The 16,154-nt window shown below is 53.7% G+C and carries 7 protein-coding genes; 2 read left to right on the top strand and 5 right to left on the bottom strand.

Annotated features, from left to right (window positions below; all coding sequences use genetic code 11):
- The first annotated feature begins 151 nt into the window (after positions 1-151).
- Positions 152-3,127 (top strand): malectin domain-containing carbohydrate-binding protein, encoded by a 2,976-nt coding sequence (locus MKJ04_RS22915; protein WP_241644170.1) that lies wholly within the window; start codon positions 152-154, stop codon positions 3,125-3,127.
- A 383-nt stretch (positions 3,128-3,510) separates the two neighbouring features.
- On the opposite strand, the gene MKJ04_RS21785 is transcribed toward MKJ04_RS22915, so the two are convergent.
- From MKJ04_RS21785 to MKJ04_RS21770, 4 genes are all read right to left on the bottom strand, one after another.
- A complete protein-coding gene (locus MKJ04_RS21785; RefSeq protein ID WP_241644169.1) occupies positions 3,511-6,936 on the bottom strand; it encodes a ThuA domain-containing protein in 3,426 nt (1,141 codons plus the stop codon).
- A 792-nt stretch (positions 6,937-7,728) separates the two neighbouring features.
- Positions 7,729-8,169: a hypothetical protein gene (locus MKJ04_RS21780; RefSeq protein ID WP_241644168.1), complete on the bottom strand. Its 441-nt coding sequence runs from the start codon at positions 8,167-8,169 to the stop codon at positions 7,729-7,731.
- A 40-nt stretch (positions 8,170-8,209) separates the two neighbouring features.
- Positions 8,210-9,679 carry a SusD/RagB family nutrient-binding outer membrane lipoprotein gene (locus tag MKJ04_RS21775; RefSeq protein ID WP_241644167.1) on the bottom strand — a complete coding sequence of 490 codons (1,470 nt, stop codon included), beginning with the start codon at positions 9,677-9,679 and terminating at the stop codon, positions 8,210-8,212.
- 32 nt (positions 9,680-9,711) lie between these two features.
- A complete protein-coding gene (locus tag MKJ04_RS21770) occupies positions 9,712-12,870 on the bottom strand; it encodes a SusC/RagA family TonB-linked outer membrane protein (protein WP_241644166.1) in 3,159 nt (1,052 codons plus the stop codon).
- A 558-nt stretch (positions 12,871-13,428) separates the two neighbouring features.
- On the opposite strand from MKJ04_RS21770, the gene MKJ04_RS21765 reads away from it, so the two are divergent.
- A complete protein-coding gene (locus MKJ04_RS21765) occupies positions 13,429-14,388 on the top strand; it encodes a Hint domain-containing protein (RefSeq protein WP_241644165.1) in 960 nt (319 codons plus the stop codon).
- A 382-nt stretch (positions 14,389-14,770) separates the two neighbouring features.
- On the opposite strand, the gene MKJ04_RS21760 is transcribed toward MKJ04_RS21765, so the two are convergent.
- Positions 14,771-15,931 carry a pyridoxal phosphate-dependent aminotransferase gene (locus MKJ04_RS21760; RefSeq protein WP_241644164.1) on the bottom strand — a complete coding sequence of 387 codons (1,161 nt, stop codon included), beginning with the start codon at positions 15,929-15,931 and terminating at the stop codon, positions 14,771-14,773.
- Positions 15,932-16,154: the final 223 nt, after the last annotated feature.

Raw genomic sequence — 16,154 nt, 5'->3', positions numbered from 1 at the left:
AATATCTCCTGTAAAATTATACTTATACAAGAAAAGAGCGTATGTGTGATTAATTTATTAAAAATCTAACCACTTGTAAATAAAACAGATGCATAAAAAAAGGCTCAGGCCGTACCTCCCCCAAAGAACATCCATAAGTAATCTGGCATTAGTGGGTAGATTTATATTTGTCTTGATTCCATTTGTGCTGTTTATCGGAAACAGTCTGGCGCAGGTGGCAGGAGCTCCTTCCTCACTTCCTGAAGTAAAATACCATTTAACGGCAAGGCCGTGGCAACCCCTTAACATATCACGAGAGGCGTACCTGGACAGGGTGGAGGGAATCGTGCGCGCGAGCGTGAAGTTCCAGAATTCCAAGGGAGCTGTCATCGACCCCTACAGTCACAGTGAGATTCAGTATGCCACGCCTTATTTTGCCTATGCCGTGGGCACTTTGCTTTCGGCGGGTCGCGCTATGGATTTACTGGCTGCAGGCGTGGCTGCCATGAACAGCGCCACCGCCGACGTGGCCGGTGGGAGCAAATCTATACCGGATAACCACGGTGAGTTCTTTCTGGCGCCCCTTGCCAGCGCCATTCCCCTTTATGCTTCACACGTTTCCACATCACAGCTCCTGGCATGGAAGAAAAGGATGGAAATGCCTGTAGAGGCAATCCTCCGAGGGCCGACCCATAACTGGAGAACTTATGCAATGAAGGGGGAATGGTACCGTGCAAAAAACGGATTCATAAACAAAGCCGCCGGGGTCGGCTGGGTGGAAAGAAACTGGGAAAGCACGCAAAAAAGCCGGCTGACAAGGAACCCGTGGAATTTTTACCGCGACACTTCCAGCGACCCGGATACGTGGCCTTATGAATCGGCAGCAAGGGGCAACCTTCTTGCAATGGTTGCTGAGGGATACGACGGAGCCTCCCGAAACGACATGCTGGATGCCCTGAAAAAAGGAACCCAATCCAGCCTTTTGTTGCAGGATCCCTCAGGCCAGGGTGTTGCCGGGGGGCGCAGCGGCAACCACACCTGGAATGACATCGTCCTGGCGAACGGATATGAAACAATGGCAGAGCTAGTGCATCAGGAGGGAGATGTGCGCTTGGCAGGCCAGTACCGTCGTGCCGCCGCACTGGGTTTTGAGAGTGTGCAGCGGTGGAGAAGAGCGGATGGCACGTACTCGGTCACCAAAAACCATTTTGACCCGGCAGAAAGAACCCGGTATGCCCCCTATAGCCATTTCACCAACTACAATGGCTACATGATGTATCACATGGCAGAGAATTACCTGAGACACGTCTCCGACATACCGGAACAACCTGCCCCCAACGAGATAGGGGGCTACACCCTCGTCAGTGACCTGGGCTTGGCAACAGCGGTCGCAAATGCAGGAGGCATGCAGATGCAGGTTAGCCTGCGGGGATCTGCGGCATCCGCTTACAGCCAGTACTGGACAGCCCTGGGAGTAGTGCGTCTCGGCAGGACGGGATGGGACTCCCGCCTCGGGCCGTCGGATGGGGTGAGGGAAACAAAACACAGACTGGGGGTCTCTTTTGCCCCGACCTTCCTGGAAGACGGTGAGTGGATCCGGTTGGCTAGCCTGCCCGACCGTTACGAGGCTTTCTTCACGACCCAGTTCACACATCCGCTGCTAGTGCGCTGCCGGGTGGAATACCGGCCTAAAAAAGGGGAAGTAGGCCCTGCCTTTACGAATGATTTCACCGTTACCCCTGACGGTATCCTCTCCACGCTTACCTCTGGCTCAACTGCAACTGAGTATGGCATCACGTGGCCCCTACTGACGTTTGACGGCGCCGACAGCCTTGACACCAGTATGACACCACACATGGCAAGCGTGTCCTTTCCCGGTGAAGCAGATCAGCAGAACTTCATCGCCTTGCATCCCTCACCGACTATAACAGCCACGGACGCTGTACGGAGGAGCTCGTATGGGGACTTGCTTCCGGTGAGAATGGTTTCTGATACTCCCGCAAATGTCACGTTTATCTACCCACGCGGCCCGGGGGACCCTTCCGCAGAAGCCGTCCGGAAGAGCTATCGCTCTTCGGGAAATGATTTCTCCACGCTTGTGGGAAGGGTCAGGGGGAATACCTACGTAGGCAGAACCTCTGCCGGGGGCGAGGGGACGGGCATTGACCTGAATAATGACGGTGCTGCTGACGTAACCTTCAGCCTATACTGCGGATTTATGCTGCAATTAAGGGAAGACTCCGTTTACAGAATAGAGGCGGACAGGGCTGTCATTGCCACTGTACAGGGGCAAACTATACACCTTGAGGCCTATACCCCTGTGGATATCCGTCCGAACGTGCAGGCCAACATTCGCATCAACGTAGGTGGCCTCCCGTTCACAGACAGCCTTTCACGAGTATGGAGTGGCGATGTCTTCTTCAGCGGGGGAGTTGTCACGTCTAAGGTTTTCGATGTGGAGGGAACTGTGGATGACAGTCTGTACCTGCACTACAGGTATGCCTTACCCGAGGCCCCTCTCAGCTTCAGCATTCCGGTAAGCAGCGGAGGCCTGTACCGGGTAAGGTTGCACTTCGTGGAGCCCTATTTCGGTGCGCCTGGGAGTGTTGCGGGCGGGGCCGGCAAACGCGTCTTTCATGTGGACCTGGAAGGTAAGCGGGTGCTGAGCAACTATGACATCTACAAACAGGACGGAGTGGGCAAGGCCGTGGTGAAAACCTTTGAGGATGTTCTGGTGACCGACGACTCCCTCAGTATTTCCTTTATCTCTGAGGTGAACAATGCGATCATTTCAGCCATAGAAATCGAAAAAGTCTCTGAGGAAACGGTACAGAACACGAAGGAGGCCAAGCTGTCTGCCACTGCTGAAGAAGATCAAAACGACGTTTTACAGCTGAAGGTATATCCCAACCCAAATTCTAGTGATAGGGTGTATGTGGAGTTGAGAAACTTCGCTGAAAATGAAGCTGTCACCCTCACCCTGCATGATGAGTCGGGTCGTCTTGTCACGTCTGTTCCACTGGTCACTGATAAGCACGGTGCCTCCAGATCAGAGATACGCATACACAATGGCATGAGCCGAGGCCTCTATCTTATCAGAGCACAATCCGTATCGGGTCACAAGCAGTCGAAGCTGGTAATCGAGTAAACGCCAAGGGCAATACCACCATACCTGTTTTAAACCTGCTTTGTAAACTGAGAGGCTACTGCCCGTAGAAGTAAGATGCTCGTTTCCTTGTAAACATACAAGGCGGGCATCCTATTTTCTCAGCTTAGCCCGTATTTTCAATCCCGATTATATCTCTTTGGGCAAGATAGGCCCGACGGTTGGCCTATCGACCGCGGTGTAAATACCGTTGGCCTCTGTATGTATACTCTTCCTCATGCTATTGCCTTGCGCCCTAAATAAGGCTTGCCAGGCGGAAATTGCCAGCCAGTCGGATGTATACCTGGCAGGCCATACCTAAAAAAGGCAACGGCTTCCCAAAACTGAGAAGCCGTTGCCTTTTTTAGGTTACTGTGTGGCGGTGCTTATTTCTTTCCAGAGGACGCTGATGCGCCGGACTGGGGTATAAAGCGCACTGTCTTCAGCACATGGTTCTGGCCTGAGGTCCCCTCAACTGACTTCACCACGATATAGAAATCGTGCATCTTGTTGTCGGTAACAGGCTGTAGTGCGATGGTGGTGGTGTTTGGCTGCCGCTCACCGCTCAGGCGCATTTGGCCTTCCCCGATCTTCTGTCCGGTTGGCTTGTCCAGGCGCACTTCAAAGTTATACTGGCTTTCCTGCCCGTTTCCGATTCCCATCAGTTCCACGCTGCCGATATTGGTGAGGTCGAGTTGCGGCGTTTTGGCCCAGCCCTGTGCCCCTGGCAGTATAAGGTAGGTGGCTCCGCCAAACTCGACTTTGTTAAAGCCTTCCACAGTTGTGAAATCGGCTGCGTCGAGGGCGCTGCTGCGCAGGTATACCACCGTGCCGCCAGACAAAGGCTTAATGCCGGTTCCGCCCTGGTCGGTATATGTGGCGACAAGCTTCAGCACCGTGTTGTCCTTCTTGTTCGGGTCTGGCTTCGGCACAATCTCGCCGCTTGCCGGCAACGACTTGCGGGTGCTGCCGTCACTGTTGAGCGACATGATCCACTGCACGATCTGGCGCGAATCGCCCTCTTTCAGGTTCGGGTGCGCAGGCATGGCCGCCTCTCCCCAAACGCCGCTTCCGCCTTTGATGATCTTTTCGATCAGGTGCTGACGGGCACCGCGTTCTTTTGCGTAGCGCTTGGCCACCTCCGTGTACGACGGCCCTATCGACTTGTCGTTGATGGCGTGGCAGGCCTTGCAATCCAGGCTCAGCATCAGGTTCTTGCCCAGCATCTCTTCCGACACCACCTGGTGGCCCATTGAGGCACCGGCCAGGTCTTTGCCTTGCACGTAATCTGTGGAGATGTACAGGTTGGCGGGGTCTATCTCGCTGTCTGCATCCGTTGCCTTCACCTGGTACTGCACCGGCTGGTTATCGAAATAGAAACTCTTGTTGCCCTGCAGCGTGATGGCTACTTGCGGCTGCTCGTTTCCGGCGTAAACAGTCAGCTCCTCGCTCTTGGAGGATGCCTTGTTCGTGTCAAACACCTCCACGCTGATGGTATGGTCGCCTTTGGCCGCGAAGGTATGGGTAAGCGTTGACTCAGTGGTTTCTTTCACTTCCTTGTCCACCTTCCATACATAGCGCATCTTGTCGTTCTCCGGGTCTTTCGCCTCTACTTTCACGGTCACGGAAAGCGGCGCTTTGCCGTTCATGCGGTCAGCCGTGATGCTGGCGATATTCGGAGGACGGTTACCAGACAGGTAGTCGATGCGCGACAGGCCGGAATCCGCATTTTTGGCGAACCAGCCTGAGCCGTACTCCAGTATATATAGCTTTCCGTCCGGGCCCACTTCCATATCGATGGCACCAGCCAATTTCAGGCCGGGCATAAAGGGCTCCATCTTTTCGAAGGTGCCGTCTGGCAGCATAGTCACGGCTTTTATCCATCCGCGCATCCACTCATATATAAACAGCTTGCCGTCGTAGTAAGACGAGTAGCGGGTATCCTCCGGATAGAGGTCTGAATAGTAGACAGGGCCCGTCATGGCGTTGCGGCCGCCGGTGCCTACCTCCGGGAAGTCCGGAGACTCCGCATACGGGTACCAGATCATGGCGGGTTGTGCGGCTGGCAATTCCCGCAAACCAGTGTTGTTGGGAGAGTCGTTCACAGGCTTGGCTGGGTCATATAGCGGCCCGGTCTTGCCTGTGGCGTAATCATAACGGTGGTACGGGTAGTTGTCACCGATAAACAACGGCCAGCCATAGTTACCGGCTTTGCGTGCCTGGTTCATTTCGTCATACCCTCTCGGGCCGCGCACGTCCAGACTGTCGGCACCGGCATCAGGGCCTACCTCGCCCCAGTACAGGGCCCCGCTTTTCTGGTCTACCGAGATGCGGTAGGGGTTGCGGTGGCCCATGGTATAAATCTCGGGGCGCGTCTTGGGGTTGTTACCCGGGAACAGGTTGCCCTCCGGGATGGTATAGGTGCCGTCTTCTTTTACCTTAATGCGGATAATCTTGCCTCTCAGGTCGTTGGTGTTCGACGAAGACCGACGGGCGTCATACTGCTCATGCCCCGGACGGTCGTCCAGAGGCGCGTAGCCGTGGTTCACGTAAGGCTGCCCCTTTTCGTTGAAAGGCGTGGAGTTGTCGCCGGTAGACAAATACATGATGTTGCCGGGCCCGAAGGCAATGGAACCGCCGGTGTGGCAGCAGATATTGCGCTGCGAGTAGAGCTGCAGCATCACCTTCTCCGACTTCATGTCGAGCTTGCCGTTCTTGTACACAAACCGCGACAGGCGGTTCACAGAGGTGTCCATCGGGCTGTAATACATGTAGATGAAGTTGTTCTTGCTGAAGTTAGGGTCAGCGGCCAGGCCCATCAGGCCTTCCTCGGCGTTCACGTCGGGCACTGTAGTTTTGTGGTACACGTCCAGTGCGCCTACCTGCGTCACTTCTCCTGTTTCCTTGCTAAAGAGCATCAGCTCGCCGCGGCGCTGCGCCACCAGGATGTCCAGGTTCGGCAGGATCGCCATCTCCGTCGGCTCGTAGAAGCCCCCCTTGTTCAGTACCGTCTGCACGAAACGGTCGCTTTCCGGCACGCGCTGAGAGGCAGCCTTCTCATAGTCCAGGTTCTCATTTTTGCCCATGGCGTACTTAATGCCGCCCAGCACGTGCTTCATAAAATCAGCGTCCTGGTACGACTCATCGGTATGGCCCAAACCGGTATAAAACGTGCGGCCTCCCTCAAATTCCTTGTACCAGGCAATCGGGTGGTTGTCGCCGTTGGTGCCCCCTTTGTAGGTTTTCTCATCCAGCATGAGCAGCACCTTGTTGTCTTTGTTGAGTTGCTTGTAGTTATACCACTCGTCCTTTCGCTTCCAGTCCTTTGGCAGGTGCTTGGTCGCGGGGTTGTCGGCGTCTACCACATGTACTACGGCCTCCTGCTGCTCGGGGTGGCTCTCGAAATACCCCCCGACCATCCTGCCATACCATCCCCAGCCATACTCGGTGTCGGCGGCCGCGTGGATGCCCACAAAACCGCCACCTGACTGGATGTAACGCTCAAAATCGGCCTCCTGGTAATTGTTCAGCACATCGCCGGTGGTACTCAGGAAAATCACGGCTGCGTATTTGGCCAAAGAGTCTTCCTGGAAATAAGCGGCGTTGGTTGTGGTGTCTACCTGGAAGCCGTTTTCCTGTCCCAGTTTCTGCAGCGCAACGTTGCCAGCTGCGATGGAGGCATGGTGGTAGCCGCTCGTCTTGCTGAAGACCAGCACACGGGGATCGCCGGACCGCTTGTTGTTGCAAGAGGCCAGGGTGATGGCGCAAAGTATACAGAGGTATAATGCGCTTTTTAGTGAAACCTTCGTCATTATCTGATGGGTATTGGGCTGTTGTGAATGATTATTTGTCTGAAAAAAAAAGCGTGCAAATGTGTTTTCAATGCGTAGGTGCGTGGGTCGTGTTGGCAAAAGGCCGCCGCGTGGTCTGAAACAGCAATTCTCTGAGTAATCACTCTCCTTAAACAGCAATAGTTGCGACATCGTGCCTGGATACAAGCCATAAGTTTAGTGAATTTATTCTGAAGTGACAACAGGGGTTATACTGGGGCAGAAGGAATTTGTAGAGTGAACCGGGGAAATGTAGACATTTGCGCATCCCCCACCCTCTTCTACAATTACCCACGCTACAGGGTATCGCCCTGCGTAGGTACTAGATCGGGCGTTGCGCAAAAGAGCAGCGCAGTTCGTTAAAGTTGTACCACTAAAGGAGGCAGGGCCTTTTCATGCAAGTCAAATCAGGCACTTCTCTACCTGTAATGCTGTAAAGAAATGTAGCAGAAACAGAGAGCCCTTTCCCCGGCAAGTTAAGCTATTGCTACTTGCTGAGGAGCACTTTTCTACCAAGATTCTTTCAGGATGACAGTAAGAAGAGAATGTAACAGCCATGCTTTTGAAGGGGGACAAAAGAGGGGTTTTCGTAACAGCAGTTAGATTTTCCTCCAAAAAATAAATTCTATACTTGCTATAGGATAAACACTGGGCCGGATTGGAAACCCGAGTGATAAAAAAAGCCCCGACCTTCCGGAGAGTGTCAGGACTTTTACCTTTGGACTTTATATTAAACAGGGTTAGGGCTCAGGGGCTTGTTCTGAAAACCTGCCCCTACTTCACCTGCACCCGCGACAGTTTGGTGAAGGCCTGGCCTTTGTAGCTCCCGGACCACTCCAGTTGCGCGGCGTTGCCTTTTTCCGGAGAAGCGAAGCCGAGCTCGCCCCAGCTTTTGGTCAGGTTTACCTTACCGACGGCGTCTGTGGTATACTCGCCCATCGCTATACCGTTGGCCACGATTTTAAGGGAAAGGTTGGCTACAGGTATGGAGTCGATGCCTACAGTATGGTCCAGTATCCCGCTTTTATCGAGCTCATAGACGGTGGCCGTCACGTTTACCGGCTCACTTGCCTCAAAGGATACCCCTGTAATGGTAATCAGCACGGGCGCTTCCACCCGGTCTACCACCATTGCGTCTTCTTTCTCACAACTCATCAGGAAAATGCAGAGCGCCAGCAGCGCGGGGAGTATGTTTCTGGTATGGATAACTTTCATCTTTCGGTCGTTTAAAGTGTGTAAAAAAAATTCTGGCGGCTTACTCAACCCACCACATGGCTGTCTTCCTGTCGTCAATGCCCCCGTTCAGCCCGATGCCCGCTTCCAGCTGCGCCGCGTTCAGGGAGTACTCCGACGAAGGGTACTGCAGCCGCGTTGGCATCACGCCGTCGTTCATAAACAAGGCGCGCGTGTCTTTTGGCGGCAAAACGGGGAAGCCTGTTCTGCGGTATTCCGTCCAGGCCTCTATCCCCTGCCCAAACAAGGCAATCCATTTCTGCGTCAGGATATTCTCTTTGGTTGCCGGACCGGCCGCAGCCAGGTAATCGTCCGGTATGGTCAGGTCATACTGGTCGAAGGAGGCCTCCATGGCTTGCTGGTAGTAAGTCTGGGCATCGCCGGGGATATCGCCGTCCAGCGCCGCCTCTGCCAGTGTAAAGAGCAGCTCCGCGTAGGTCATGATCGGGCTTGGCGTGGTGGGCTGCATAAAGTAGGTGCCGAGTTTGGCGCTGCCTGCCAGGTATGTGGTGGCGATGGCATCTGGCAAACCGTTTGGCACGCCAACATACTTGCCGTCTACGGCCTGTCCATACACCGTGAGCCGTGGGTCGTTTAGCGCCTGCAGCTTGTCTACCAGCGTTTTGCTCAGGTTCCAGTCCGTGCGCCCGCCCTGCACCATCACCTCGTGCCACTCGTTGTTGCTTGGCCGCACACTGGAGTGGTTTAACACGGCAAAGTCGCTGTTGCTCGTGAAGATCGGGTACGTCACGGGGTCGCTCACAATCTCGGTCATCACGGCGCTCGACTCCGCTGGCTTTTTGGCCGCCTGCCGGTTGGCCAGCTTCAGGCGCAGGGAGTTGGCAAACTTTTTCCAGCGGAGGATGTCGCCGTTGAACATGATGTCGCCAGTCACCTTCGGGCCACCTACCACCAGCTTTTCATTCGCCAGCTTCAGGTCGTTGAGCAAGCCCGCATACACGGCCTCCTGCGAATCGTATTGGGGGGTATAAATGGGCGTCTGCGCTGTGCCCTGTAGGGCCTCGTTGTACGGCACGGCCCCATACAGATCGGTGAGCAGCGAGAAAACCCAGGAGCGCATCACCAGGCCTATGCCCTCGTAATTGGTGTTGGGCACCGCGCCCTCTGGGCCCGATTGTATAACGATCCGCTGAAAGTTGAGCAGGGCATCGTTGTAAAAGCCTTTCCAGTTGTTGGTATAGTAGGCCGGGCTCATGTTGTAGTTGTCTCCCTCGTCGGAGTAAATGTTCCGGGCCAGGAACTGCACCCACAGCATGCCGCCGTCCAGGTTGATGCGCTCGAAGCGATTGCGGTGGCCCCAGTAGCGGTCTACGCTCGACTCGATGCCGGCAGGCAGCAGCACTGCCGAACTCACTGCGGTGGGCTGGTTCGGGCTAATGTTCATCTGCTCGAAATCCTCGGTGCAGGCAGTGGCCACAAACAAGCCGGCGATAATGTAAAGGGCTTTGATGAATTTATGGTATAGTCTCATATAGCTAATCCGTTAAAAAGTAAGACATCTGACTAAAACTTCACATCCAGGTTCACACCCATACTGCGGCTGTTTGGCAACTGGCCGTAGGTGAAGCCCTGCGCATTGCCGCCCTGCGAGTCTACCTCCGGGTCGATGTGCGGGTTGTTTTTGAAGAGGATGGCAACGTTCCGGCCCACGAAAGATATTTTGGCCGATTGCGCCCTGATTTTACGCGTCAGGGAGCCGGGAATCATGTAGCCCAGGCTCACCTCCCGCAGCTTCACGTAGCTGGCGTCGATGATTGCCGACTCGTGGTACGTGCGGGGGTTGTTGTAGCTGTAAAACAGCTTGGCGTCGGCGATCACGTCGTTGGGCACATACACGGGCGCTTCCTCCGAGCCTATGTTTTTCACCCCTTTCCCGATCACGCCTTCTTCACGGCCCACGGCGGTTTCGGCATACTGCCCTGTCCAGCGGGCGGTGCCGGTTCCCTCATCGTAAATGTCACCGCCCTTCTTCACATCAACCAGGGCGCTCAGCGTGATACCCTTGAAAGTGAATGCGTTTGAAAGCCCGCCGATCCAGTCTGGCTGGATGTTGCCCAGCACCTGCTGGCCAGTGGCCGTCTGCGGCAGTCCGTTCTTGTAGACGATCTCCCCCTCCGGCGAGCGCAGGAAGGCTGTGCCATAGAACGTGCCGTATGCCTGCCCCACCCGCGCCTCTGACGACATACCGCGTCTGGAATACAGGGTATAAGTTGTGAGGCCCTCCGCCAGCTCAATCACCTTGCTCCGGTTGCGGGCGTAGTTCACCGACACATCCCACTGGAAGCCATTGCCCAGCTGCACGGGCGTGCCAGTCAGCATCACCTCCACGCCTTTGTTTGTTACTTCGCCGGCGTTCAGGAAACGGCGGTTGTAACCGCTCGCCTTCGATATCTCCACGCCCAGAATCTGATCCTTGGTGCTTTGCTCGTAGTAGGTGGCGTCTATACCTACTCTGCCCCCTAAAAACCGGACATCCGCCCCAACCTCAGTACCTGTGGTAATTTCAGGCTTCAGGCTCGCGTTGTTGATGTCGGTACTCTCGCTGAACTCAGGCAATGTGCCGTCCCAGGGGGTTTGCGCATCGTAGAGCTGGTAGAGCTGGTAGGGGTCCGCATCGTTGCCTACCTGCGCCCAGCTGGCTCTCAGCTTGGCAAACGACAGCACATTGCTATTGATATTCAGCAGATCCGTTACCACCGCGCTCAACGACACAGAAGGGTAAAAGAAAGAGTTGTTGTTGGTAGGAAGCGTGCTAGACCAGTCGTTCCGGCCGGTCACATCCAGAAACAGCACGTCCCGAAAACTGAACTGTGCCGCCCCGAACAGGCTTTGCATGGCAAACTCCTCGATGGTGCTCTGGTCTGTGTTTGGCACCGCGTTGTTGTTGAGCGTGTACAGGCCGTCGATTACCAGTTTGCTTACGGCGGCATAGTTTCGCTTGAAGTAGTTCTTGCGGTATACGCCACCCACCTGCGCGCTTAAGGATAAATCCGGCGTAACATCCTGCTTATAGCTCAGGATGGCGTCATGGTTGGTCTCCTGGTTGCGGAGCACCTCTTCGCTGTAGGCCCCAAACAGCAGGTTGCCGTTCGAGGTTCTTTCCCAGCCGCTCACGTTAATCCGGGTATCCGACCACAGGTCCGTTCCGCTGCGCACCATCAGGCTGAGCCTGTCCGAAAAGCTGTAGGTTAACGCGGCGTTTCCGCGCAAACGGTCTTTGTTGTTGCCATTGGTCAGGGCATCCTGCAGAAAGAACGGATTGGTGAAGAAGGTGTGCTGCCAGTTTGCCGGCAAATCATCGCCCGCCTTCTGGATGTGCACATCCTGGTAATCGCGCCAGTTCCGCAGCTGCTCCCAGGATACGCTGCGGTGCGACCAGATGAACTGCTGGCCCGACTGGTAGGAGCGGTTATCGGACTCCGACTGGATGTACTCCCCGCTCACCACTGCCTTTAGCTTTGGCATCAGGTTGTAGGTTGAGTTGAGGCTGATGTTGTTGCGCTTGAAATCGTTGTTATACATGATGCCCTTTTGGTCCAGGCGGCCAACAGACAGGCGGAAGCTGCCCAGATCGTTGCCGCCGGAAAGCGCCACTGAGTTGAAGAAGGTTTTGCCCGTGTCCCAGAACTCATCCCAGTTATCGGGTTGCGGCGTGAGGGGGGCCACGTCTGTGCCCGTCCACCACTGCCGCACCAGGCGTCCGTCCATGGGCGCGCCCCAGCTTTCGTCGGTGCCTGCCGTGCCACTCAGCGGCGCGTTGGGTCCGTAGGCTGCGCGGTATTGCTCTATCTCAAGCGGGTCGGTGATGGCGCCGCTACGCCCGTTGCTGTACCAGGTGCGGTAGCCGTTGCCGCCGCCATAGGTGTTCTGGAAACCCGGCTTCACCAAAGGCCGCTCAAACGTGGCGCTAGAGCTCAGCTCCACCCCGATTCCTTTTGCCCCGGACCCATTTTTTGTCGTGATCAGGATAACCCCGTTCGCGGCACGAGACCCGTAGAGGGCTGCCGCGTTCGGGCCTTTCAGGATAGACATAGACGCGATGTTCTCGGGGTTGACTTCAGAGATGCCACCGCCATACTGGTTGTTGCCCGACTGTTGGATCGGCACGCCGTCGATCACCACCAGGGGCTGGTTGTTCCGGCTCACCGAGCCCATACCCCGGATGACGATGTTAGAGCTGCTGCCCGGTCCGCCGTTGCTGCTCACCTGCACCCCGGCCACCCGGCCCGATAGGCTATTCACGACGTTAGAAGACTTCACCTCGGCCAGCTTTTCGCCGCTCACTTCCTGCACGGTATACCCAAGGGCCTTTTTCTCCCGCTCGATACCGAAGGCAGTCACCACCACCTCGGCAAGCTGCTTCGAATCGGGTGTCAGCACCACCTTGAATGTAGCCTGGTTTCCGATGGGGATCTCCTGCCGCATCATCCCGATAAACGAGAACACCAGCGTGCCGCCCGCTTCCGAAACCGACAGGCTGAAGTCCCCTTCGATGCCCGTCACTGTACCGATGGTCGTTCCTTTCAGGGCCACGCTCACGCCAGGCAATGGCGAGCCGTCTTCCTGTGCGGTCACGTTCCCGGAAACTATCCGGTTCTGCCCCATTGCATAGCTGCTATGCAATAGCCAGATCAACATTACTGAGAGTAAAGTTCTGCTCATATTATGGTAAAATTTAAAGTGGATAAGTAAAAATACAAAGGATAAAACGGCAGGCGATTGCCATACTACAGAGCAAGCCGTATTAATATTATCCTACGCATGGAACGCGTATACCGGGAAATCTGATTTCTCAATATTAGCTTGCAAAATTTACAGTTGCAAATTAAATTTTAAAATATTTACATATATTTTTCATTTATTTTAAAAATTTCAAATTATAAGCCATTTATTATTGATTTATTTTTAAAGATTTCATGAAAACCCAATTTACAAAAGTGATTACTCCATGATTTTTGGTGATTACCCAATTACCCACTATAAATTTAAGATTATTTAATTAAAACTTAAATTTTTCAGAAACACCCCCTTAAATTTTATACCCATATTTAATTTTTTATTATAAATTTATATGTATACTTGATAAATACTTGTTTTACATATTCTCTAACTTAAAAATTTACCTGTATGACTTCAAAAACCACAAAACTTGTTTATTTTATATTATCACACTTCAATGGCCGTGGTAATAAATTTCTTCCTTTGCTGTTAATGGCAGGAATGATCCTAAGCAGCGCATCAGACGGGTTTGGGCAGGCAGCAACGCAGGCGCTCACGCTGGAGGACTACAAAAAAATCGCCTCTTTTGATCTCCGCAATCCGGAGGAGGACACCTATTTAAAGCTTGAAAGCAACTATGTGCTGGACCGTGAGGCAAAGCCCTATGTGTTTAACTACAGCGACGGTGTGGAAAGGAAAATCTATATGTATAAGCTGCTAAAAGGGGCAGCAAGGGACGAAGTCGGGACAATGGCTGTATACGCCACACCCAAATCCCTCAAAATGATTAAGGTGTGCATCCCCGGAACCGGGGCAGACAAGCAGGTATGGGACTATTATATAGATGAGCTGAAGCATAACGGGGAAAAGGAACCCGGCTTCCTGTCTACGCTGGCATTTGCCCTTTCCAGAGAGTATTCCCGCGAGCATGCCAATGCAGGCAAAGGCACCAGCACGGTCGCAAAAGAGGATGGCGACTATGACTTCTGCTTTCCGGCCGGTTCTCTTGTAACGCTGGCAGACGGAACCGCCATACCCATAGAGCGGGTACAGGCAGGCGATAAAATCAGGTCCTTTGACCTGGCTGCGCATACCACCCGCGAAACCACCGTGACGGGCCTGCAGGCGCATTTTAAAGCGGAAGGCATACCTACCATAAAACTGGTGCTGCTGCCCACCGAAGAAATTTTCGCGTCGGCTGGAGCCTGGGCGGCCGCTGTTCCCATAGAGATTGAAGCCACCGGAAACCACCCGATTTATACCAAAGCGGGCAAAAAGGAAATGCGTCAAATCAAAGAAGGCGACATCCTGTACCGTTACGATAGCGCCCGGCACGGCTTCAGGGAATACAAAGTGGCTGCGCAACTGCCCCAAACGCACAAAACAGTAAGACAGGTGTATAATCTGGAAACAGAATCCGGGAATTATCTAATAAACAACACCGTAGTGCTCGACAAATAAATTGATTTTATTCTACGCAACGCTTTAGCCAAACTTGAAGTCCCTGGTGGTAATCCGCCAGGGACTTTTTTATTTTACCAGCCCTACACAACCTAAATCTCTATAAAAACATACCTCCATTGCTACTTTCCTGCAGTTAAAAACGGATTTTAATTTAGTAAATTTGCTAGATTTTATTTTCAGATTAAGTGAGTGCCTACACAGTATTGTTCAATATTACCCGATCCGATTTCTTTCGCTACAGGCAATTATACCTTGCGGCACTTAAAAGCCCCAAAAAAAGCCCTTCCTGAGCAGTTCGGGAAGGGCTTTTTAAAGTAATCACTCAGTTTTAAAGCATGAAGCAACTACGTACATGCTATGTTATACAGCGCTCCAGGAGTTACGAAATTTGCTTGAAGGCGTCGGCGAATAGCTTCATGTCCTCCATCGTGCCCATGCTCACCCGGCACCACTGCTGGTCATAGAACTCCCAGCTGCGGAGTCCCACTCCCCGCTTCAGCATTTCCTCGGTAAATTTCTTGCCGTCCATCTTAAGCGGAAACATAATGAAGTTGGTATGGGAAGGCAGGTAGGTATAGCCTTCCTTTTTGAGCACGCTGTAGGTAAAGTCCTTTGCCTCTTTGTTTTTCTGTACACAGTACTTGGTAAACTCCTTGTCCTGCAGACTGGCGAGGGCAGCGCTGGCGGAGGTTGCGCTCAGGTTAAAGCCCCCATTAGTGTATTTGCTGAGCTCTTTGATCACCTCGGGCTGCGCGATGGCATACCCCACACGCAGGCCGGCAAAGCCATGAACCTTTGAAAAGGTGCGTGCAATGATCACATTCTGCCCTTTTCGCACTAAATCCACCATCGACTGGCTTTTCGGGTTCTCCATGTAATCGATATAGGCCTCGTCGATAAAAATGGGCTTGCGCTTCGCTACCGCCTCACAGAAAGCCCGGAGCTTGTCTGCTGGCGTGATGGTGCCGGTCGGGTTGTTGGGGTTTACGACATACACCAGGCTGATTTCGTCGTTTACCTTCTTTTCCATTGCGGTCAGGTCGTGTGCGAAATCTTTCGTGAGCGGCACTTTCTCCCACTTGGCCCCCACCTCCATCGCCGACCTGATCAGGGACGCGTAGGTTGGGTCGGCAGACAGGATCGTCCCACCGTTTGCGGAGTAGCGCAGCGCGGAAGCCAGCAGCAAATCGCTTGATCCGGCACCCAGGAGCACATTCTCTTCCGACACGCCCTCCTCCTTGGCAATGGCGGCGCGCAAGGCCATGATACGCTCACGGGGGTAGCGGCAGCTTTCGTCCACTGCACCCACTAGTGCCTTCTTCGCTTTGTCTGATGGCCCAAAAGGGTTTTCGTTGGAGGTGAGCCTTGCCTGCATGCGCGGCAGGTCCGCCAGAATCTTGTGCATATCCGCTCGGGGCGGCATAAGGAGCCTGGAGGGCGCTGTGGCTTTCGCCAGCTGCGGCAGACCGGCCATGTATAAACCGGCCGTGATCAGGGCACTAGACCTGATCCAATTTCTTCTGTTCATTTCTGTTGCCATGGTAGTAAAGCGTTAAGTTTCATAAAGTGATTTGAAAGTGAATGGGTATAAACGTCATGATGTTCACCTGCTCGGCAGGTTGTGGAGCGTCAAAAAATTACTGGGCTAAAAAGTAGAAATAAGTCTTTGCTAAAAGCTTCCCCGTCAGAGCATGTTTAAAATTCATCTTTTGGGCTGCAAATTGTTCATAAAGGAACCTGACTTCGCCTTTTTATCACCCCAT

The organism is Pontibacter sp. E15-1, assembly GCF_022601975.1.
Lineage (GTDB): Bacteria > Bacteroidota > Bacteroidia > Cytophagales > Hymenobacteraceae > Pontibacter.
The sequence above is the reverse complement of the archived record's forward strand: the minus strand, read 5'-3'. Positions and strand labels throughout refer to the sequence as shown.

Bases quoted from the DNA above. Each gene is read 5' to 3' on its own strand.
- MKJ04_RS21760 (WP_241644164.1), bottom strand. From the start codon at position 15,931: ATGGCAACAGAAATGAACAGAAGAAATTGGATCAGGTCTAGTGCCCTG.
- MKJ04_RS21770 (WP_241644166.1), bottom strand. From the start codon at position 12,870: ATGAGCAGAACTTTACTCTCAGTAATGTTGATCTGGCTATTGCATAGC.
- MKJ04_RS21775 (WP_241644167.1), bottom strand. From the start codon at position 9,679: ATGAGACTATACCATAAATTCATCAAAGCCCTTTACATTATCGCCGGC.
- MKJ04_RS21785 (WP_241644169.1), bottom strand. From the start codon at position 6,936: ATGACGAAGGTTTCACTAAAAAGCGCATTATACCTCTGTATACTTTGC.
- MKJ04_RS21765 (WP_241644165.1), top strand. From the start codon at position 13,429: ATGATCCTAAGCAGCGCATCAGACGGGTTTGGGCAGGCAGCAACGCAG.
- MKJ04_RS21780 (WP_241644168.1), bottom strand. From the start codon at position 8,169: ATGAAAGTTATCCATACCAGAAACATACTCCCCGCGCTGCTGGCGCTC.